General features: G+C 71.5%; 19 protein-coding genes. 7 read left to right on the forward strand and 12 right to left on the reverse strand.

Translation table 11 applies throughout. The features are described 5' to 3' along the window. Window positions 1–81: 81 nt before the first annotated feature. From ABD143_RS19255 to ABD143_RS19275, 5 genes are all read right to left on the reverse strand, one after another. A complete protein-coding gene (locus tag ABD143_RS19255) occupies window positions 82–1,086 on the reverse strand; it encodes an Acg family FMN-binding oxidoreductase (RefSeq protein WP_343979945.1) in 1,005 nt (334 codons plus the stop codon). A 174-nt stretch (window positions 1,087–1,260) separates the two neighbouring features. Continuing rightward, the gene (locus ABD143_RS19260) at window positions 1,261–1,914 is read right to left on the reverse strand and encodes a response regulator (RefSeq protein ID WP_343979948.1); all 654 of its coding nucleotides are present in this window, start codon (window positions 1,912–1,914) and stop codon (window positions 1,261–1,263) included. A gap of 244 nt (window positions 1,915–2,158) precedes the next feature. Next, the gene (locus ABD143_RS19265; RefSeq protein WP_343979950.1) at window positions 2,159–2,647 is read right to left on the reverse strand and encodes an NUDIX hydrolase; all 489 of its coding nucleotides are present in this window, start codon (window positions 2,645–2,647) and stop codon (window positions 2,159–2,161) included. Continuing rightward, complete coding sequence (locus ABD143_RS19270; protein WP_343979953.1) at window positions 2,644–3,129, reverse strand: CBS domain-containing protein; 486 nt, start codon at window positions 3,127–3,129, stop codon at window positions 2,644–2,646. The genes ABD143_RS19265 and ABD143_RS19270 overlap by 4 nt, the downstream gene beginning before the upstream one ends. 160 nt (window positions 3,130–3,289) lie before the next feature. After that, window positions 3,290–4,291, reverse strand: a complete 1,002-nt coding sequence (locus tag ABD143_RS19275; protein ID WP_343979955.1) for an Acg family FMN-binding oxidoreductase — start codon at window positions 4,289–4,291, stop codon at window positions 3,290–3,292. Between the two features lie 277 nt (window positions 4,292–4,568). Here ABD143_RS19275 and ABD143_RS19280 point away from each other — a divergent pair, with 277 nt between their 5' ends. Together ABD143_RS19280 and ABD143_RS19285 are read left to right on the forward strand one after the other, a co-directional pair. Beyond that, window positions 4,569–5,465: a universal stress protein gene (locus tag ABD143_RS19280; protein WP_343979958.1), complete on the forward strand. Its 897-nt coding sequence runs from the start codon at window positions 4,569–4,571 to the stop codon at window positions 5,463–5,465. 163 nt (window positions 5,466–5,628) lie between these two features. Next, window positions 5,629–7,350: a sensor histidine kinase gene (locus ABD143_RS19285; protein WP_343979962.1), complete on the forward strand. Its 1,722-nt coding sequence runs from the start codon at window positions 5,629–5,631 to the stop codon at window positions 7,348–7,350. Between the two features lie 37 nt (window positions 7,351–7,387). On the opposite strand, the gene ABD143_RS19290 is transcribed toward ABD143_RS19285, so the two are convergent. From ABD143_RS19290 to ABD143_RS19315, 6 genes are all read right to left on the reverse strand, one after another. Then, window positions 7,388–8,287 carry a M56 family metallopeptidase gene (locus ABD143_RS19290; protein ID WP_343979965.1) on the reverse strand — a complete coding sequence of 300 codons (900 nt, stop codon included), beginning with the start codon at window positions 8,285–8,287 and terminating at the stop codon, window positions 7,388–7,390. Next, window positions 8,284–8,682 (reverse strand): BlaI/MecI/CopY family transcriptional regulator, encoded by a 399-nt coding sequence (locus tag ABD143_RS19295; RefSeq protein ID WP_343979968.1) that lies wholly within the window; start codon window positions 8,680–8,682, stop codon window positions 8,284–8,286. Before ABD143_RS19295 ends, ABD143_RS19290 begins: the two co-directional genes overlap by 4 nt. Beyond that, window positions 8,679–9,359 carry a DedA family protein gene (locus tag ABD143_RS19300; RefSeq protein WP_343979971.1) on the reverse strand — a complete coding sequence of 227 codons (681 nt, stop codon included), beginning with the start codon at window positions 9,357–9,359 and terminating at the stop codon, window positions 8,679–8,681. The genes ABD143_RS19295 and ABD143_RS19300 overlap by 4 nt, the downstream gene beginning before the upstream one ends. Before the next feature lies 1 nt (window position 9,360). Then, on the reverse strand, window positions 9,361–10,374 hold the full coding sequence (locus ABD143_RS19305; RefSeq protein ID WP_343979974.1) for a cytochrome P450: 1,014 nt from the start codon (window positions 10,372–10,374) through the stop codon (window positions 9,361–9,363). Between the two features lie 374 nt (window positions 10,375–10,748). Further along, window positions 10,749–11,345 carry a hypothetical protein gene (locus ABD143_RS19310; protein WP_343979977.1) on the reverse strand — a complete coding sequence of 199 codons (597 nt, stop codon included), beginning with the start codon at window positions 11,343–11,345 and terminating at the stop codon, window positions 10,749–10,751. A gap of 119 nt (window positions 11,346–11,464) precedes the next feature. Further along, window positions 11,465–12,091 carry a hypothetical protein gene (locus tag ABD143_RS19315; RefSeq protein WP_343979980.1) on the reverse strand — a complete coding sequence of 209 codons (627 nt, stop codon included), beginning with the start codon at window positions 12,089–12,091 and terminating at the stop codon, window positions 11,465–11,467. A gap of 317 nt (window positions 12,092–12,408) precedes the next feature. Between ABD143_RS19315 and ABD143_RS19320 the strand changes: the two genes are divergently transcribed. From ABD143_RS19320 to ABD143_RS19330, 3 genes are all read left to right on the forward strand, one after another. After that, on the forward strand, window positions 12,409–13,719 hold the full coding sequence (locus tag ABD143_RS19320) for an acyl-CoA dehydrogenase family protein (protein WP_343979983.1): 1,311 nt from the start codon (window positions 12,409–12,411) through the stop codon (window positions 13,717–13,719). Window positions 13,720–14,168: 449 nt separating this feature from the next. Further along, entirely contained in the window at window positions 14,169–14,555 is a 387-nt protein-coding gene (locus ABD143_RS19325) for a DUF6394 family protein (protein WP_343979986.1), read from the forward strand. A 9-nt stretch (window positions 14,556–14,564) separates the two neighbouring features. Continuing rightward, entirely contained in the window at window positions 14,565–16,358 is a 1,794-nt protein-coding gene (locus tag ABD143_RS19330) for a potassium channel family protein (protein ID WP_343979989.1), read from the forward strand. Window positions 16,359–16,402: 44 nt separating this feature from the next. Here the strand turns inward: ABD143_RS19330 and ABD143_RS19335 are convergent, their stop codons facing one another. Then, entirely contained in the window at window positions 16,403–17,197 is a 795-nt protein-coding gene (locus tag ABD143_RS19335; protein ID WP_343979992.1) for an oxygenase MpaB family protein, read from the reverse strand. A 328-nt stretch (window positions 17,198–17,525) separates the two neighbouring features. Here ABD143_RS19335 and ABD143_RS19340 point away from each other — a divergent pair, with 328 nt between their 5' ends. Continuing rightward, window positions 17,526–18,461, forward strand: coding sequence for an MFS transporter (locus ABD143_RS19340; RefSeq protein ID WP_343979995.1), 936 nt, complete (start codon window positions 17,526–17,528; stop codon window positions 18,459–18,461). A gap of 84 nt (window positions 18,462–18,545) precedes the next feature. After that, a complete protein-coding gene (locus ABD143_RS19345; RefSeq protein WP_343979997.1) occupies window positions 18,546–19,715 on the forward strand; it encodes a lysylphosphatidylglycerol synthase transmembrane domain-containing protein in 1,170 nt (389 codons plus the stop codon). The last annotated feature ends 35 nt before the right edge of the window (window positions 19,716–19,750 follow it).

Genomic DNA, 19,750 nt, shown 5'->3' on the forward strand with positions numbered 1-19,750 from the left:
GGTCGGGAACGCCGCGGCCGCCAAGCGATCCCTGGAGACGCCGGCGTTTGCCGGAGGCTGATCGTGGCACAGGTGGCGGGGTCAGGGCAGGAGCACGTGGGCGAGGCTACGGCGGGGCGTCGCGGGCAGTTCAGTGCCACCGGAAGCGGGCCAGCCCACCCGGATCACCAGCTGCGGATGCTCCGGTACGCGTAGCACCCGCTGCTGCAAGTGCTCCCGGCTCGCGGGGACCTCGAGGGCTTGGCTGAGCGGGGTGGTGGCCAGCCCGAGCCGCGTGGCGGCCAGCAGTACGGCGCTGGTCGCTTCGCCGGCGCGCAGCCGGTCCAGGTCGTCGTCGCCGGGAGTGGCGACGACGAGCAGCTCGGCGGCGTCGTCGCCGGGGCCGTGGCCCGGCTCCTGCGGCGGCTGGCTCAGGCCGGTGCGGGTGTACCGGCGCAGTGGCGATGGTCCGAGGGCGCCGATCGGGGGCGCCGCCACGCTGGCGGCGGGCACGCCGTCGTGGCTTCCTGGGAGCCGGGTGGTCCACATCCGCAGCTCGGCGGCGTAGCCAGGCTCGGAGAACTGCTCGTGGGCTGCGTCGACCAGCAGCGCGAGAAGCCGGCCGCGTTCCGCGGGGTTGGTGACGGGGACCAGCAGCGCGCCGGATCGGGCGGCATGCTCGGCAAGCACTCGCACGCAATCGAGGGGGACGGGGCGGTGACTCATCCTCCGCCGGTCGGTACGCCGCTGGGCGATCGCGGGGAACAGCGCAGCGCCGGTCGTATTCTCGAGCGCCTCGTCGGCCGGCACGTCCTGGTCCCGGACGACGACTGTGGCGAGATGGCCGCGGTCCTCCGGGTCGGGCAGCCGCCGGACGTCGGCGGCGATGCCGCGGGCGGCGAGGACGACCTGCAAATGGTGCAGCGCCGCACCGCAGCTGATGACGAGGTCCCGGCGATCGGGGTCGGTCACGGTCAGGTGGCGGTCCCAGTCCGCGTGAAGCTCGATCGCATCCGCGCCGACCCGCCACTTCCATGGTTGCGTGTTGTGGACCGAGGGCGCGCGTAAAGCGTCCTCGACCGCTTCGGCGAGCCGGGTGTCGGCCACGGGGATCACCTCCACTGCATTGACTGCCGCCCGGCGGGCTGTGCGACAGGCGCCGCGCCCCACACCCGGGCACGCTCGAGCCTCGTCCGGAGACCGGACCACGAACAGGGCCACTCCTCCTGAACCGGCGGGACCTACGGGTGCGGCGCGCAGGTAGAGAGGCCCGTGCGAGCGTCAGCGGGTGGTGTTGTCCTTACGCAGCCCGGCCGCGTAGACGGCGGCCTCGGTGCGGCGGGTGAAGCCGAGCTTGTGCAGCAGGGAGGAGACGTAGTTCTTGACGGTCTTCTCGGCGAGGTAGAGCTCGGCGCCGATCTGGCGGTTGGTGAGGCCGCCGGCGATGAGACCGAGGATGCGCCTCTCCTGCGGGCTGAGGGAGGCGTAGCGGGGGTCGGTCGGTTCGTCGCCCTTGCGGAGGCGTTCCAGCACGACCGAGGTGGCCTGCGGGTCGAGGAGGGAGCCGCCGCCGGCGACGGTACGCACGGCTCCGACGAGGTCGATCCCGGCGACCTGCTTGAGCAGGTAACCGGAGGCGCCGGCCATGATCGCGCCGAACAGTGCCTCGTCGTCGGAGTACGAGGTGAGCATGAGACAGGTCGGGGGTGGGGAGACCGCGGAGCGGATGTCCCGGCAGACGGTGACGCCGTCGCCGTCTGGCAGCCGGACGTCGAGGATCGCAACGTCGGGCCGCAGCGCCGGAATGCGGGCGACGGCTTGCGACGCGGTGGCGGCCTCACCGACAACCGTGATGTCGTCCTCGGATTCGAGGAGCTGGGCGATTCCGCGGCGGACGATCTCGTGGTCGTCGAGCAGGAACACGGCGATGGGCACGGTGCCTCCTCGGAGGGGCAGTGACAGCCCGACGGTACGGGTGCTGTCGGGCTGCCGCATCAGGCAGAGGCCCCGATCCGTCAGGACCTTCGGCCCGTGCGCGATCCATCGGTCCCGCGTCGTGGTCGCGCGGCATGTCCATCTGACAGTCCTCCAGTAGCCGCTCGCGACCAGCCTGACCGTGGCGGGGTCGCCTGCGGCAGGACCGCTGGGCCCCTGATGGCGGGCCGAGAGTCCCGGGGACTCAGCCGACGTGCACGCGTTCCGGCGCGAGTAGCGCGTCACGCAGCCGGCGCCGGACTGCGGGCTGCACCGGTAGTCCGCCCAGGTCGTGAACCGGCCACCAGCGCGCCTCGCCGGTCTCCCGGCGATCGGGCCGGGGCGCGCCGGGGCGGGCCGTGGCGTGGAAGCACACGGCGAAGGGCTGGCGGACCTCGCCGTCCGGCCCGATGCACACCACGTGCGCCGGGTCGGTGTAGAGCCCCGCGATGCGCTGCACCTCGACTTCCAGACCGGCCTCCTCGGCGACCTCGCGCTTCAGGGCGTCGACCGCAGACTCCCCGAGGTCGACCCGGCCCCCGGGTAGCTCCCAGTCGCCGGTGTCGAGCCGGCGCACGAGCAGCACCTGGCCGGCGTCGTCGCGGACGACCGCGTACACGAGCGGGACGATGATCGTCGGCATGGGGGCGCCGGGGTCGCGGTAGTACTCGACCCGGGTGGCGGATGGCGTCATGGCGGGTCTCCCGACGGCTGGGCTTGGTTCTGCTGTGGGACGGCGGGTGCGTCACTGGCGAGGGATCGGATCAGGTCGGTCGCCGTGACGATTCCGACCAGGCCGTGCCGGTCGGTGACAAGCACGGCGTCGACGCTGTCGACGTCCATGCAGCGCGCTGCGTCCGAGCGGTGTGCGGACACGGACACCGACGCTGCCCGCCGGGTCAGCCGGGCGACGGGCGTCGCCGCCTGATCGACCGCGGACGTGGAGATGGCCGCGAGGTGCTGGATCACGTCGGCTTCCCGGAGCACTCCGAGGCAGCGGTTGCCGGACAGAACGGGAAGGTGGCGGACGCCCGTAGCAGCCATCAGGTTCAGCGCGGTCGACACCGGCGCGTCCGGCGTGATCCCCACGATGCGAGTCGTCATCAGTGTGCTGATGACGGGGTCGTCGTCCCGGCTCTCGGGCGGCGCTGCCAGGGATCGTGGTCTGTTCCTCATCAGAAGCTCCTCGTTGCAGTCGGCAGGGGCCGGAGGTCCCGCAGGAAGCGGTCGGAGGTTCACCGGGAGCGGGGCTGCGACCGCGTGATCAGCCGCCGTCCGGTGGTATCGGCTGACAGAGGTAACCGGCGTCTTCGAAACTCCAGCGGCACTTGTCCGCTCACGCTCGACTCGCCGCGGGCTCGACGATGTCGGCCAAGCCCCGCCGCGGGGTCGACGGGACCGGCCATCCGTGCCCGATCCGCAGCACGACCTGCGGAGGCCGGGTGGCGCCGATGAGGCGCCGCAGCTCATCCCTGGCGCGCGGCACCTCGACGACGTGCGACAGGAACGACGCGGCGAGCCCTTCGGCCGTGGCGGTGAGCAGTACCCGCTGCATCGCCTGGCCGATCTGGATCTCGGCTTCCGGCCCGGTCAGGTGCGCGGACAGGACCGCGATGAGCGGCTCGGCTTCGAAGTCCTTGCCGGGAACCCGCGGACGGCCCGTGCCGTGGGTGTAGTCGCGCAGCACCCAGCGGTCCTGCGGCTCGGGCAGCGGGCCGCCTGCAGTCGCCGGTACACCGCTCGACCGCGGGTGCGAGTTCGTCAGCCAGTGCTCGAACTCCGCGCGGAACAGCGGATTCGACATCTGTATGTCGTGCGCCCTCTCCGCGATCTGCCGGAGCGCCGCTCGTTGCTGACGGTCGACCACCAGGTGCAGCCAGCCGCCCTCGTCCTGCGCCGCCCGGCGCAGCGCGTACCGCTCCTGCGTCGTGACCGGCTTGTCGCTGTACGGGTGCCGGTTGGTGCGGCGTCGCGGGATGGCGTGAAGCAGTCGCAGTTGATCGGGCGTCGCCGGCTTGGGCCCACCCGCCCGGACGAGGGCGAGCAGAGTCGGCCGCCGGCGGTCCGGCAGGGTAGTCACGATCGGCCGGACACCCAGGCCGTGCAGGGCGAGGCGCAGGTCGAACAGCGCAGCGCCGCAGGCGATTCGCAGCTCTCGGTCGTCAGGGTCCGCTGCCGGCAGCCTGCGTTCCGGATCGGCGTGCAGCTCGATCGCGTGCGGCGTCAGCCGGAATCGCCACGGCTGGCTGTTGTGGAGCGAAGGCGCCCGTCCCGCAGCTGTGAGCAGGCCGTCGACCTGCTCACCGGTCAGGCCGAGCGCGCCTGGGTTCACACTCATCCGTCCACGTCCATCGAAGTGAAGAGCCGGTCGGCGGGGCGCCGACTCGGGCAGGACGAGGCTGCCCGCCGTTCGCGGTCCGTCGGTACGGGTCGAACGACCCCCTTTCCCCGCCATGCGCCCCGGGTCTGGTCGCCGTCGCCCGCACAGGACGAGGAGCTGGCGGCGATGGGTCCCGGGCGTGGGGGCCGAAGGGCCCGCGATCCAGGGCCGGAAGCGCCCTCCCGGAGGCCGGGTCATGGGACGAACCTGGCGACGAGCACTCCGAGGAGGAAACGTGACAGATGTGCAGCACCGCGGCCGGACGGTGGTCGTCGGGATCGACGGATCGGAGAGCGCGCTGCGCGCGGTGCGCTGGGCCGCGGCGGAGGCCTCGCGTCACCGCGTTCCCCTGCGGGTGGTGACGGCGTTCGAGTGGACCCATGACCACCCGGTGGGGCATATCGCGCTCGGTCGGAACTACCGGGACATCATGCTGGACCAGGCGCGGCAGTACCTCGCCGCGGCGGTCGCAGTTGCCCAGGGTGCGGTGGAAGGGCTCGACGTCGAGCAGCAGCTCATCGTCGGATTCCCGATCCCGGTGCTCACCGCCGAGTCTGAGCGGGCGCGGCTCGTCGTGATCGGTGACCGCGGGCTCGGGGGCGTGACCGGGCTGCTGCTCGGTTCGGTTGCCACCGCGCTGGCCGCGCGCGCGGACTCGCCCGTGGTCGTCGTCCGGGGCGACGAGGACCCCCACCCGTCAGGGCCGATCGTCGTCGGTGTGGACGGCTCACCCGTCAGCGAGGCCGCGCTCGGTTTCGCCTACGAGACCGCCTCCGCGCGTCGGGTGTCCCTCGTGGCCGTGCACACCTGGTGGGACGCGTACGTCGACCAAGTGTTGGTGCCCGTGCTGGACTGGGACGCCATCGAGTCCGACGAGCGTCGGCTACTGGCCGAGCGGCTGGCCGGGTGGAGCGAGAAGTACCCCGACGTGCAGGTGGAGCGAATCATCCGGCGGGATCGCCCGGAGCACGCCCTCGTTGCGCAGTCGCGCCGCGCCCAGCTCGTCGTCGTCGGTTCGAGAGGACGTGGCGGTCTCACCGGAATGCTGCTCGGATCGGTCAGCCATGCCGTGCTGCACTGGGCCCAATGCCCCGTCGCGGTCGTCCGCCCCGAGGCCGCACGCGTGGGCTGAGGGACTGATCGCGGCGACGATCGAGCGATAGGGTCGCGCCCCCATCTCCCGCCGCACATCGCGATCAGCGGCGCGGGAGTGGCGTCGCAACTGTTGCCGCGCCGCGCCCCGCGTGCCAGATTGGCGTGCGCTCCACCCAGCCCCGAGTCAGAGAAGCGCCGTCATGCCGAACGACGAGACCGACGCCGTCGGCGACCGGCTCCGGCCGAAAACTCTGGCAGGGCTCCGGCTCGATGAACTGCTGCGCGGGGTCCAGGAGCGGCTCACCGAGATCGTCGCGCTCCGCGATCACATGCAAGGGTTGCTCGATGCTGTGCTGGCGGTGGCGTCGGGGCTGGAGCTCGACGCGACGCTGCGGCGCATCGTCCAGGCCGCGGTGGACCTTGTCGACGCACGCTACGGGGCGCTCGGCGTGCTCGCCCCGAACGGCGGGATCTCGCGGTTCGTCCACGTCGGCCTGGACGAGGAGACGCGGGCGAGGATGGGCCGCCTCCCCGAGGGCAAGGGCCTCCTCGGTCAGCTGATCGTCGATCCGCGTCCGCTGCGGCTCGAGGACCTGAGCACGCACGAAGCATCGGTCGGGTTTCCTGCCCACCACCCGCCGATGCACAGCTTCCTCGGCGTACCCGTGCGGGTGCGGGACTCGGTGTTCGGCAACCTGTACATGACCGAGAAGAAGGGGGGTGGTGAGTTCACCCCTGACGACGAAATGGTGCTGGAGGCACTTGCTGCCGCGGCCGGCATCGCGGTGCAGAACGCCGACCTGTTCGAGCAGAGCCGGCTACGCCAGCTCGCACTGGAGGCGTCCGGTGAGATCCGGGCCGAGCTGCTGTCAGGGGCCACCGAGGAGGACGCGCTCGGCCTGATCGCGCTGCGCACCCTGGAGCTGACCGACTCCGACGCCACATTCATCGTTCTCGGCCCGGACCCAGCCGACGACCACTTCACCATCCGCGCCCAACGCGGACCGGAAGAACCGAACATGGTGGGCCACAGCCTCGACGGGCGGGACCCGCTGCTGCATGAGGTGGTCGACGGCCGCACGGCGGTGCTCACCTCGTCCGCGGGCGCGCTTCTGGACGCCATCGACCGGAACTTGCGCGGATACGGCCCCACGGTCGCGGTGCCGCTTCAGTCGCAGGAGCGGGTGATCGGGGCGCTCGTCGCGTTGCGCCACCGGGCCGGGCAGCCGTTCCAGCCCGCCGAGGTTCCGCTGCTGACCTCGTTCGCCGAACAGGCCACGCTCGCACTGGAGTTGGGCGAGAAGAACCGGGCGCAGCGCCAGCTCGACGTCTTCAGCGACCGCGACCGCATCGCCCGGGACCTGCACGACCACGTCATCCAACGGCTGTTCGCCACCGGGCTACAGCTGCAGAGCACCCTGCGCCGCACCGACGACCCGGTCGTGCAGCGTCGCATCATCGAGGCGGTCGACGAGCTCGACGAGACCGTGCGGGAGATCCGCACCTCGATCTTCGATCTGCACACCGCCGGTGTGCGAGCCGAGGGTGGACTGCGTCGCAAGCTTCTGGACACCGCTGCCGACGCGGCAGAGGGTGGCGGCGTGACACCGTCGGTGCGGATTGCCGGCGCCGTCGACACCCTGGTACCCCCGCATATCGGGGCGCACGCCCAGGCCGTCGTGCGGGAGGCCGTCAGCAACGCCATTCGGCACGGCCGCCCGACATCGGTGACTGTCACCGTCGAGGCGGGTGACGAGCTACTGATCGACGTCGCTGACAACGGAATCGGGATCCCTCCGGGCGCGGCCCGCAGCGGACTGCGCAACCTCGAAGATCGGGCCCGCGAATGCAGCGGCGAGCTCCTCGTGGGACGCGATGACTCGGGCGGAACGAGGCTGACGTGGCGGGTTCCGCTGGCTTGAGGACAGATCGTCATCATCGCCCGCGACCCGGGCCTGGTCACAGGGGGAACAGGAACAGGCTGAGCGGTGTCGTCGCCCCGGTGAGGGCGAGCGCGAGGGCCAGGCATTTCGCGAGCGGTGACGTCCGGCGGTTCGGCTCGGTGAGCCGGGCGAGGCGGCGTTCGATTCCCGTGGTGGCGCCGAGCGTCGATGCCGGAGACGCGTGACCGGAGCAGGCCATGCGATGCAGCGCGGATCGCAGAACGGCTACGTGATGCCGGCGCAGGGCGATGTCGTCGGCGCACATCTCGACGAGCGCCGCCACGTCGGAGCGCGCGCGGCCGAGTACGCCTCTGTTGGGAAGGGCGTGGAACGGGGCGAGGGCGAGGTCGTGCCGCTGCGAGGCATGGGCGGCCTCGTGCGCGAGCACCGCGTCGAGCTCGTCGGTTGTGAGGAGGTCGTACACGCCTCGGGTGACGACGACGATCGGCCGGACACCCGGCACGCAGTACGCGGCTGCAGCTGAGTGATCGAGGACGACGTGATCGTGTCCGGGCGCAGTTGCGGACGGGTGGGCGACGAGCCGGAGCAGGTCGCGGTGGCGGCGGCGGGCACGCGTCGCTCGAAAGGCGTGCCACGCCAGCCGTGCGATGACGAAGCCGGTGATCAGAACTCCGACGACGAGCGCGACGAGGTGAGCGAGATTCAGCCCCGTGGGCCGGCCGGAGGCGACGTCGCCCACCACGAGCACCAGCCCGGAGGCGACGCCCCGCTGGTATGGGCTCAAGCCGATCGCGAACGCGGTGCCGATCACGGCGCTGATCCCGCCGGCGATCGTGGCTTGCCACAGCACGACCCCCGTGTGCGGGGCGCGGTGCGTCCAGCTGGTTCGCAGTAACCAGGCGCCCGTGCCGACCGCGAGCATCAGCACCACGACGTGATGGAGCACGTAGGTCACGGAGTTCCGTCCTCTCGATGCCTCCGGTCTTCGCCGCGCTCCGGCCCGGAGGTCCGCTGCAACCCCTCGCGCAGCGCGGCTGCGTCCGGTTCGTCGATGCTGCGCGCGAAATGGACGAGGGCCGAGCTGCGGTCTCCGCTCAGGTCGAGGACCTGGCGCATGAGGTCGGCGACGTAGTCGTCCCTTCCCGCGGCGGCAGCGTAGAGGCCTGCGCGGCCACGACTCGTGCGCCGGACGAACTGCTTCGCGACAAGCCGGTCGAGCACCGTCCGCACGGTGGAGTAGGCCAGGCCTCGCTCCGGGAGGGCGTCGAGGACCTCCCGAGCCGTCCGCGCCTCGGACGCGGCCCACAAGACCTCCATCACGGCTTGTTCGAGCGGACCGAATCGGTTCATCCGGCGCCCCTCCCTTCGGCCGTCGACTTGTACGTTCCTGTCGGAAGCAGTGTCCCGGTAGCGGGCTCGTCGACCCGCAGGCGGCCGTCCCTCCAGCGTCGCAGCGCATGGACGAGGCCGTACCCGACGGTCACTGCGATGCTCACCGCCATCGCCCAGAGCGCCACGTCCTCCACCCAGGGAGTCGAGGCTGCGGCGTAGCCGATGAGGACCATCCCGAGGGCCCAGAGCAGAGCCCCGACCCCGTTCGCGACGGTGAATCGGACCGGGTGCATCCGGCCCACCCCGGCCAAGGTCGGCACGATTGCCCGAACGCCGGGAAACCAGCGGCAGATCACGATCGCGAACGATCCGTGCCGTTCGTACATCCGCTCCGCGACGGCCAGGAACCTGCGGCTCCTCGCGTTGCGACCGCGATTCAGCCAGGCAGGGCCGAGCCAGCGGCCGAGGCAGTAGCCGAGGGTGTCGCCAAGGACGGCGCCGGTCCAGGCCGACGCGGCGAGCACGGCCACCGGTACGTCGACGCGGCCGCTGCCTACGAGCAGGCCCGCGCCGAACAGCAGTGAGTCTCCGGGCAGGAACACGCCGACGAACAGCGCGGACTCGACGAACAGCATCCCGAGCAGGAGGAGGCAGAGGGCGGGTCCGGAGTACGCGAGGAGATCCGGGATCGTCACCTCAGCTCGCTTTGCCGCTGGGGACCAGCCGCGGCGTGAACTTCACCGGGAGCGACCGCAACGTCGGTGTCAGGCCGGGCTCCCACACCAGATCTTCAGGAGAACAGGCGAGGCGGAGGTCGTCGAGGCCGGTGATCACCGCACGGAACGCCGCATGCGCCTCGCGCCGGGCCAGGACCGCGCCGAGGCAGTGGTGTGCGCCGTGGCCGAACGACAGGTGGCCGGGCGGCGTCTCGAGGTGCCACCCGTCGGGCGCCGCGAACCGATCCGGGTCGCGGTTCGCCGCGGCGATGTCGACGACGACGGCGTCGCCCGGCGCGACCAGCACACCACCGAGGTCCACGGCTTCCGCGGCATGACGCGCCTCCAGCAGCGGGAACGGCGCCACGTGCCGGAGGCTCTCCTCGACGGCGGCGTCGATCGTCGACGGGTCACCGTGCACCCGCGCGTAGCGCGACGGCTCCGCGAGGAGCAGGGCGAGACCGCCCGAGATCAGGTTCGCCGTGCTCTCGTACCCGCCCACCAGCAGATCGCGCCCGAGTGCGATCACCTCGTCCTCGGACAGGCCGTCGTCCCCGGGCAGGCCGTCGTCAGGCCCGGCCGACGACCGGGCCTGTCTGACGAGCTCCGCGAGCACGCCAGGCAGCGGGCCATCGGCGATCCGGTCCTCCAGGTACCGGTCCAGAGCGTCGATGGCCTCGACGGTCCGGCGGCCCGCTTCTGCGCCACCGTCGATCCGATGGACCTGCCGGACCCAGTGCCCGAAACGGTGATGGTCGTCGGACGGCAGCCCCGCGACCTCGCACAGCACCGCAACGGCGAGCGGGACCGCGAGGTCGCACACCAGGTCCGCGCGTCCGGAGCTCGCGCACCTGCTGACCAGCGTGGTCGCCAGCTCGTCGATCATCGAACGGTGTGCGTCGGCGCGGCGCGCGGCGAACAAGGGGTTCACGGCCCGCCGGATCCGGGTGTGGTCCGGGGGATCGAGGTGCAGCAGAGTCGTGCCCCGCCCCACCCACACTCCGCTCCCGTGCACGGGGTGATGACCAGCCTCGGCCCGTAGCCGGGCCACTCGCGCCACGTCCCGCACGAAGCGCGGATCGGACAACACGGTTCGAACGTCGGCGTATCGGGTCACGAACCACCCGGCGGAACCTCCGGGCAGGGTCGTCCATCGCGGAGGGCCACACGGGGCCGGTGCGTCGAGCACGACAACCTCCTCAAGGTCATGTGCGACACACCGTAGCACTACACGACGTAGAAGATCGCGCACCGCTGCGCCTCGGGCCCTGCATGGGCCGGCCGGCACTCCTGGTCAACGCGCTGCGCTCCGCCGACCCGAACAGTGATCAACACTGGATGTCACCCGGCTATTGAGAATCGTTCATTTCAGCGGTGGAGCACTGGCTCGGGGTTCGCCACCGAATCGAGCAGGCCCTTCGCGATCAGCACCGACAGCCAGATCGAAGCGCCGAGGAGCAGCGCGTCCGCCGTATGCGCTATCAGATCGATGCGTCCGATACGGGTGGCCGGGAATGCTGCGCCACCGAGCATGAACGCCACCGCTAGCAGTCTCGGCACGATGGCTGTCCGGAACAGCACTGCCCCCAGCAGGACCAGCGACAGCGGGAACATCGAACCGGGTCCCCAGAGAACGAGCAACGAAGCCGTCGGGTACTCGTCGGCGGCCGCCAGTGATTCGGGCCCCGACACGCCGAAGATGCCCTCGAAGAAGCCCTGCAAGCCGAAGGCGATCCCGCCGAACGTGCCCAGCAGAGTCATCAATAAGCCCACGGCCGCCAGTTTTGGCAGCCAGGCGTGCAGGTGTTCCCAGACGCCGAGGAGCCCGTATATCCAGGCGGCCGACGACAGTGCCACCAAGACGCCGCCGGTGACGCCGTATCGACCGTCCTGCCAGAAGAACGTCGACGCTGCCAGCAGCGCCGGGCCGAGGGCGAGCGACGCTACGCGAATGTGAGTGGTCATAGGAGGACCGTATGTGTAGGTCCGCTACTCATGTATCCGGGAAGAACCCGATGGTTATCTCCGGGCCGGCCCTGAGCCGTTCGGGTTGAGGACTCCCGCTCGGCGGGATCCCTGTGCGTTTACGCGTTCACGGCCTGCAGGCGCTCCACCGCGGCGGCGGCAACGCCGCGGACCGTCCGGCGCATCTCCTCGACGTCGGCACCGTCCTGGTCGAGGTAGGTGACCATGATCGCCACGTTGTGCACCCTCACGACCTGCCTGACGTACCGGCTCGGGTCGTGGGGGTTGGCGGCCACCGAGACCTGCTCGAAGCTCTCGTCGCCGAGCCCGGAGGTCACGGCCGTCTCGTAGCCCGACCCCTCGCCCTGACTCCGGACGTCCGCGAGGTACTGCTCCATGTTGCCGGAGCCGCTCCGGAACGCTTCGCGCCCACGCGGCGTCGGCCCGGTGTCCAGGCGGTAGATGACCGCGACAGAGGCCACCTGATCCGGCAGCTCCCAACTGGCGTAGGCGTACTCGGTGAACTGGGCACCGTCGGGGTCGTGGCCGTTCTCCTCTTCCAGCGTGAAGCCGGCCCGCTCCAGCGCGGCCACCTCCGGGGCGTCACGCACCGAGGCCGCGGCCGGCACCCGGGTGAGATCGCCGTGGGTCAGCCACACCGGCAGGAAGAGGTACACCCCCAGCAGGGCGCCACCAATGAGGAGGAGCGTCCACCTCGCCGCCCCGCTGCCCTTCCGGCGTCTCACAGCTCAGCACTCCTCGACGCGGTGGGGCGATGGCGATGCATGGTGCGCCGGGCACGGTATCGGATGAGATGCGGGCGATCTCGAGCCGGATCGCCTCCCGCTCGGTCGAGCGTTTGGGCTACTCCGTCCATCGCTCCGCGGCGTCCGATCGGGGTCGAGCTCGGACCCCGAGTTGCTCGATTCGTGGGAACTGGGACGGCACCCCTTCCCGTCCGTCGCTGCCCGGAGAAGCCTCCACGGCTCAGGCGCCGAGGACGGGCGCGTAGCTCGATCACCCGGAACGGGCCCGGCCGGCGACGGAAGGGAGCACGGGAAGGATGAGCATCAACTTCACCCTCTCCGACGAGCAGCGGAAGCTGCAGCACGAGGTCCGCGCCTTCGCCGAGAACGTGCTGGCCCCGATCGTCCCGGACGCCGACCGGGAGCCCGACCCGGTGCGGGCCGTCCAACGGACCAAGCCCGCCTACGTCGAGGCGTACAAGGCCGGCATCGCGATGTGCATGCTGCCGCGGCAGTACGGCGGTGGGGGCGTGTCGTGCGTGGATCTGGTGATCGCGGCCGAGGAGATATGCGTCGTCGATCCCGGGTTCGCCTGCACCGTCCTCTGCAACGGCCTCGGGCTCATGCCCGTGTCCTGGTACGGCTCTGAGGAGCAGAAAGAGCGTTTCCTCCGCCCCGCCACGTCGGACCCGTCCGGCGAGTTCCTCGGTGGCTGGACCGCCAGCGAGCCGGCAGGCAGCCCGTCGGGCACCGCCAACTTCGACATCCCGCTGCCGCGGCCCGCGGGCGTCGGCCTGATTGCGAGACGGGACGGCGATCAGTACGTGCTCAACGGACGCAAGTACTGGCCGTCGGCGGCGGGCTGGGACGAGCAGGGCGTGAACCTGCAGACAGCCATTGTTCGCACGGATCCGGAGAAGGGCGGCACGGAGGGGCTCTCCGCGATCGTCATCGAGCGGGGCACCCCGGGGATCACCTACAAGTACATCGACAAGGAGGGGCACCGGCTCACGTCCAACGCCGAGGTCGTCTTCGACGACGCGCGGGTCCCAGCGGAGAACCTGCTGCCCGGCGCCCAGGGCAACGGCGATTTCGTGATCAACCGCAACTTCGCCTGGTCGGGCCCGGTGGCCGCGATCGCCGCGGTCGGGGTCGCCCGTGCGGCGTTCGAGAAGGCCCTGGCCTTCGCCAAGGGCAACACGGCAGGCGCGCTCAAGCCCATCATCAACTTCCAGAACGTCGGCTACGTCCTGGGCGACGTGGCCGCGCAGATCGAGATGGGCCGCTACTTCTCGTGGCGTGCCGCGGACTACCTCGACAAGCACGACCAGCACGCCGAGCTCGTCGGAGCCATGAACAAGATCCAGGTCACCGAGATGATGTTCGACTGCGTCTACAAGTGCATGCAGATCGTCGGGGTGAACAGCCTGGACGCCCTTCACGGGTTCGGGAAGCTCTTGCGCGAGGCGTCCGTGTTCCCGATCTACGACGGCGGCAACATGGGCATGCAGCGCAGGCGGGTGCACGGTTTCCTCGCCGACCCGCAGTTCAACCCACGGGCGATCATGGAGGATGAGTACATACCGCTCGAGAAGCACCACGAGGCCATCGACACGGTCGTCCCCTGACCCCGGCTCCTATTCAGCGACCCTCAGCGGGAAGCCGTCCTTGCGCCGATCGGAGGAGAAGCAGCGGTCGGCGAGGATGGCACGGCTTCCTCATGCCCGGACACCCACCACGCCTCGGCGCCGCCCACCAGACGGACCTCGCCCGGGACGAGCGTCAGGCCGGCCAACTCGCGCACGCACCGTGATCAGCGAGCTGCTGGGGATTCCGGAGCGCGACCGCGCCGACCTCGGCAGGTGGTTCGGCATCCTGCTCGGTCCGCAGCCCGGGCCGAGGCGGGCTGTGACAGCGCCGACCAGCGCGTCTGCTCGCTGGGGCCCTGGATCGGGGCCGCCGGCGGGGGAGCGGCGTGTATCGGGCGGTGGAATCGACGAGGCGCCTCCGCACGGCGAGATGCGGGCGGCGGCGCTAGCGTGACCGGACCTTTCTGGACCACGACGAGGGGCGTCTCGTGAACCTCGAGAAGGTCGTGTTCGGCTTCTTCGTGCTGCTCGCGGCCACGCTCAACTTCGGTTTCTTCATCGGCGACATCGCCAACCCGGCGTTGCACAACGTCTACGAGCTGTTCGCGGCCGTCGTCGTGAGTCTGATCGCGACGGTGCTCAAGTTCGGCGACCGCACCCAGATCGGCGCCGTGCACCTGGCGACGAGCTTGGTGGCGGACCTCCAGCTGATCGCCGCAACGATTGTCTGGACGTACGCGGCGCACATCTCTGCCGATGGCCTCACCCCTGCCGCAATGGCGAGCGTGGTGTCTCTCTCCGGCGGAGCACTGTTCGCCAATGTCGTGTCGGTGGTGCTGCTCGTCGTCGAGACCGTCTCGTTCCACCGCCGTTAGGAGGCGAGGGTGGGCAATCCGCTGCTCGTGTTCTGGTCGCGAATGTTCGGCGGGGACGAAGTGCCCTCCCGCCGCTTGCGCAGGCGCATCCCCCGCGCATCCGCTGTGCAGGCGACGGCGACCATCTTCCTGATCCTGCGCCGGATGCGCGCCCCGTTGATCGTCCTGATCACGATCTTCGCGATCAGCGTTCTCGGCCTGACGCTCGTCCCGGGCGAGACCCCGAGTGGGCAGCCGTGGCGCATGTCGATCTTCGACGCCTTCTACTTCATGAGCTACACGGCCTCGACGATCGGTTTCGGCGAGCTGCCCCAGGCGTTCACCGCCGCGCAGCGGCTGTGGGTCACGGTCTCGATCTACCTGACGGTGATCGGGTGGGCGTACGCCATCGGGTCGCTCCTCGCGCTCGTGCAGGACCGAGCGTTCCGGCAGGCGCTCGCGCTGCACCACTTCACGCGCAAGGTGTCCCGGTTGCGGGAGCCGTTCCTGCTCGTCGCGGGATACGGACGAACCGGCGAGCTGCTGGGTGAAGCGTTCGACGCGCTCGGGAAGCGGTTCGTGGTGCTCGACGCCGACGAGGACCGTATCGCGGCCCTCGACCTCGCCGCTTACCACGCGGACGTGCCGGGCCTGGTCGCCGACGCGCGCGATCCCGGCCACCTCGGGGTGGCGGGCATCGGCAACCCGAACTGTGTGTCGGTGCTCGCGATCACCAACGACGACGAGGCGAACCTGGCGGTGACGATGGCGGCGGCCCTGCTGCGGCCCGACCTGTCCGTGATCTCGCGCACCGCGTCACCGGCGATCGCCGAGCGCATGCGTGCTTTCGGCACACCGTCCGTAGTGAACCCGTTCGACCGATTCGGTGACCACCTGCGAATCGCGCTGCGCGCACCGGCGTCCTACCAGCTGATGACCTGGCTCGAGAGCGGACCAGGAGCCGAGCTGCCGCCCAGGGGCCGTCCGCCCAAGGCGGGCCGATGGGTCTTGTGCGGATACGGCCGTTTGGGGCGCGAGCTGATCCACGACCTGCGCGGCGAGGGCCTCGACGTCGCCGTCGTCGACCCGGTCGCCGACCCCGCAGAGGACGGGGGCCCGATCATCCAGGGAAACGGGTTCGAGCCGGCTGTGCTGCAGCGGGCCGGTGTGGTGGACGCTGCGGGGTTCGTCGCGGGCACGGACAACGACACCAGCAACCTCTCATGCATCGCCGCCGCCCGTCGGCTCAATCCCAGGCTGTTCGTCGCCGCCCGGCAGAACCGCGCGTCCAGCGCTCCGCTCTTCGCGGCGATGGACGTGGACTCCTTGCTCGTCCCGGCCGAGGTGGTGGCCCATGAGGTGTTCGCGCAGCTGAGCACCCCGCTGCTTTGGCGGTTCCTGCAGGAGGTGCCCGCGCGCGGCGACCGATGGGCCGCTCGCCTCCTCGACTGCATCACGCAGCGGTGCGGCCCCCGACTCGAGGCGCTGTGGAAGGTCCGCCTGACCCCGGCCGAAGCTCCGGCCCTGGTCGGATGGCTCGCCGGTGGCGAGGCTCGGCTCGGTGATCTTCTGCGCGACCCGGACGACCGCGACGTTCAGCTCCCGGCCGTCGTACTCATGGTGATGCGTGACGGCGAGTGCGTGCTGACGCCTGATGATGACTTTGTGCTGGCTCCCGACGACGAGCTGCTGTTCTGTGGCCGCCCCGAAGCCCATCGCGCCCTCGACACGACGATGGTCGTCGATGCCGCCCGTGAGTACGTCGTCACCGGTCGGCGCGTGCCGGCGAGCTGGATCTGGCGGCGCCTCGCCGGCGAGGTGTGACGCCGCAACCCAGGCGCCATCGCGAGCGGGTCCGGGTTTGAACGTCACCGGCTCCGCACCAGCTCGCGGGCCCGCTCGACCTCGGGCGGAGCAGGCGCTGCGGGCAGTAACCGGATGGCCTGCCGAAGGGCTCGCAGCGCGAGCGTCGCTCCGAGGTCGGTCGTCGGCAGGCCGGGCAGGTAGCACAGGCGACGGGCCCAGCGGGGGAGCGTCGCAACGGCGAGCACGGCGATCGGGGGCGCAGCGAGCCGCGCCGCGAGCGGGGCCGGCATCCGCGCGGCGAGCAGGTTCCTCAGCGCGACGCGGCCTTCTGCGCACAGGTACAGCTCGGGCCGCACCCGCGCGAAGTAGACCTGTAGCTCCGCGCACGACCGAGGCGCGCCGGGCAGCCCGACGATCTGCGCCGCCCGCACACTCTCCGCCACATAGGCGTCGGCCTCCGCCGCATCGACGATCCCCGCCCGCCGAGCGACGTCCACGTACGAATCGATCTCGGCGCAGTGGACCCAGAGCAGCAGGCCGGGCTCGTCGATCCGGAACGTGGAGCCACTGTCCGGGTCGTATCCGCGCAGCTTGCCGTGCAGCGCGCGCACCCGGGCGGCCGCGGCCTCGACCTGGGCACGGGTGCCGTACGTCCGCGTCCCGACGAAGGCGGCGGTGCGCTGGAACCGGGCCCACGCTTTGTCGGGGTCGAACAGCGCCGAGTTCTGGTAGGTCCCGCGCATCACACGGGGGTGCAGGGTCTGCAGGATCAGCGCCCGCAGCCCGCCGACCCACATGACGGGTTCGAGGTGGACCCGCCAGGTCACCGAATCGGGACCGAACAGCCCGTCGTCCATCGCGCGCCCCCGCCGGTGAGCCAGACCCTCGACCGCCGACCCTGACCCCTCCGACCCTGACCCAGCCAACCCTGACCCGCCCGACCCCGACCCGCCCGACCCCGACCCGTCTGCCCACCACCGGAAGGCACACCCATGGCCCGCATCTGGGACCCATACCTTACCGAGCAGGACAAGGCACACGTCGCCGCGAGGTGCCTGCCGGGCTGCTCAGCCAGCGCGTGGATTCGCGCAAGCTGCTCGTCGGGGCCGTTCTCGGGGTGGTTGCCCTGCAGGTGGCGACGGGGTTCGCACCCAACCTCACCGCGCTCCTCGCCTGCGCCGGCTCGTGCTCGGGCTCGCCGGCGGCGTGGCGATCACGTGCGGGATGGTCCTTGTCTCCGAGCTCACCACCACCGCGCTCACCACCACCGCGAACCGCGGGCGCGCGATGTCGCAACTGCAGGGCATCCAGCTGATCGGCGGTTCGGTCGGGCCCGCGCTCGGCGGCATCGTGGCGACGTTCTGGGGGAACCGGGCACCCTTCCTGGTCTGCGGACTGATGGCCCTCCTGGTCGTGTTCTTCGGCACCCGCACGCTCCTGCGGGCGCCGCGTGCCGAGCGTCGGCGCGGGGCGGGACGCGCGGCGGGGGAGTGGCCACCGGGGCGCTCCCCCGTGCGGGAACTGCTCGGTGACCGCAGCTTCCTCGCAGTCTGCGCCGTCGCGTTCTCGGTGTTCCTGCACCGGTTCGGGGGGATGCAGTCGCTCATCCCGATCATCGCCTACGCCGTGGTCGGGCTCAGCGTGGCGGAGTTCGGCGTGCTGCTCGGAGCCGTGACCCTGTGCAACCTCCTGACGGTGTCGCTCGCCGGGTCCCTGAGCGATCGGTTCGGCCGCAAGCGGGTGATCGTCCCGGGGCTGGTCGTGATCGGTGCGGCGCTCCCGCTGTACGCGGTGACGTCGGATCCCGTGTGGTTCGTCGCCGTCACCGTCGTCACCGGGCTCGCCAGCGGCATCTCGGGCCCGGCTCCCGCCGCGTACGTCGCGGACGTGGCGCCGGAGAGCGCGCGTGGCCCGGCGGTCGGGATCTACCGCACGGCAGGCGACCTCGCGACCGTCGTGGGACCGATCGCGCTCGGCTGGCTCGTGGATCTCGGGGACCACCGGCTGGCGGTGATCGTGCTGGCCGCCGTCGTGCTGTTCACCGGGGTGCTGTTCGGCGTCGCCGCCCGGGAGACCTGGCGCGGCGCCTCCGCAGGTGATCCCGGCCTCCGGGCGGACTGAGACCCGGAGAGCGGCCGTCTCGCGCGCTACGGTCGGCAGGGGCGCGGATCGGAGCACAGCACGGACTGGACGGGGGTGGGCGCCGTGGCCGACCGGAGCGCGACCCGAGCCGCCCCTGCCGACCGGCGGCACATCGTGCGGGTGGTGCTCGACTGGGTGCTGGCCCTGGTCGGCCTCGGTATCGCGGTCTGGCAGATCGCGCCGCGCATCGCCGAAGCTGGGCGCCTGAGCGTGTCGTTCGGGCAGCTCGAGTGGCGGTGGGTCGCGCTGGCGGTCGTACTGAGCGCCGCGTCCCTCCTGGCCTACGCCGAGCTCAACCGGCAGTTCCTCAACGCGGGCGAAGGCTCGGTGCCCGCGTCGACAGTGCAGGCCGTGACGATCGCCGGCAACGCCATCTCGCTCACGGTGCCCGCGGCCGGCGGGGCGGTCGGCACGGTCTACACGGTGCACGCGCTGACCGAGCGCGGCGTCGGCCTCGCCACGGCGGGTTGGGCCCTCGCGATGGCCGGGATCGTCACGGGCGTGATCCTGGTGGTGCTCGCGCCGCTGGTGTTCGCCGGAGTCGGGCTGCTGAGCCCGGCCGTGGCCGCCGGGATCTCCCTGCTGATCGCCGCGCTCATCTTCGGGACCGGGGTGGTGTTGCTGCGGCGCCCGCGGGCGCGGGTGGCGATCGTGCGCCGGGCCGTGGCGCTGGCCCGCCGCGTGCCGTTGGTGCGGCGGCGCGTGACGACGAGCCCGGCACAGGCGGCGTGGCGGTTCAGCGAGTGGATCACCCGGCACTCGCTCACGCGGCGGCAGTGGGCACTGGCGCTGGTGACGGCGCTGTCGACATGGGTGCTCGACTTCCTCGCGCTCGCCGCGTGCGTGGCCGCGACCGGGCAGCCGGTCCCGTGGTCGGACGTCGCGTTCGGCTACCTCGCGGTGCAGGCCAGCATCATCGCGAACCTCACCCCCGGCGGCGCGGGCCCGGCCGAGACCGGGCTGCTCGCCGCGCTGGGGGCGGGCGGGGTCCCGTCGGCGCCCGCCGCCGTCGCCGTCGTGCTCTACCGGGCGGCCTCGTGGATCGTGCCGGCGGTGGTGGGGTGGGTCGTGTTCCTGGTGCTGGCCGGGGGCACCGCGCGCCGGGAGGGGGAGCGCCGCCGGCCGCGGGAGCACGCCCGCCATGCCCGGGGGATCCTCGCGACCGCGCGGACGACGAGGCTCGCCCACACCCTCCGGCACCGCCACGAGCGCGGTGCCGGCGGGGGGCGCTGAGGTCACGGACATGAGCTGGTGGCGGGGTCGCGAGG

Origin of the sequence: Pseudonocardia aurantiaca (assembly GCF_039526725.1) — a bacterium.
In the GTDB taxonomy this organism is placed as follows: Bacteria; Actinomycetota; Actinomycetes; order Mycobacteriales; family Pseudonocardiaceae; genus Pseudonocardia; species Pseudonocardia aurantiaca.

Bases quoted from the DNA above. Each gene is read 5' to 3' on its own strand.
- ABD143_RS19295 (WP_343979968.1), bottom strand. From the start codon at position 8,682: ATGAACCGATTCGGTCCGCTCGAACAAGCCGTGATGGAGGTCTTGTGG.
- ABD143_RS19320 (WP_343979983.1), top strand. From the start codon at position 12,409: ATGAGCATCAACTTCACCCTCTCCGACGAGCAGCGGAAGCTGCAGCAC.
- ABD143_RS19285 (WP_343979962.1), top strand. From the start codon at position 5,629: ATGCCGAACGACGAGACCGACGCCGTCGGCGACCGGCTCCGGCCGAAA.
- ABD143_RS19335 (WP_343979992.1), bottom strand. From the start codon at position 17,197: ATGGACGACGGGCTGTTCGGTCCCGATTCGGTGACCTGGCGGGTCCAC.
- ABD143_RS19310 (WP_343979977.1), bottom strand. From the start codon at position 11,345: ATGACCACTCACATTCGCGTAGCGTCGCTCGCCCTCGGCCCGGCGCTG.
- ABD143_RS19270 (WP_343979953.1), bottom strand. From the start codon at position 3,129: ATGAGGAACAGACCACGATCCCTGGCAGCGCCGCCCGAGAGCCGGGAC.
- ABD143_RS19265 (WP_343979950.1), bottom strand. From the start codon at position 2,647: ATGACGCCATCCGCCACCCGGGTCGAGTACTACCGCGACCCCGGCGCC.
- ABD143_RS19275 (WP_343979955.1), bottom strand. From the start codon at position 4,291: ATGAGTGTGAACCCAGGCGCGCTCGGCCTGACCGGTGAGCAGGTCGAC.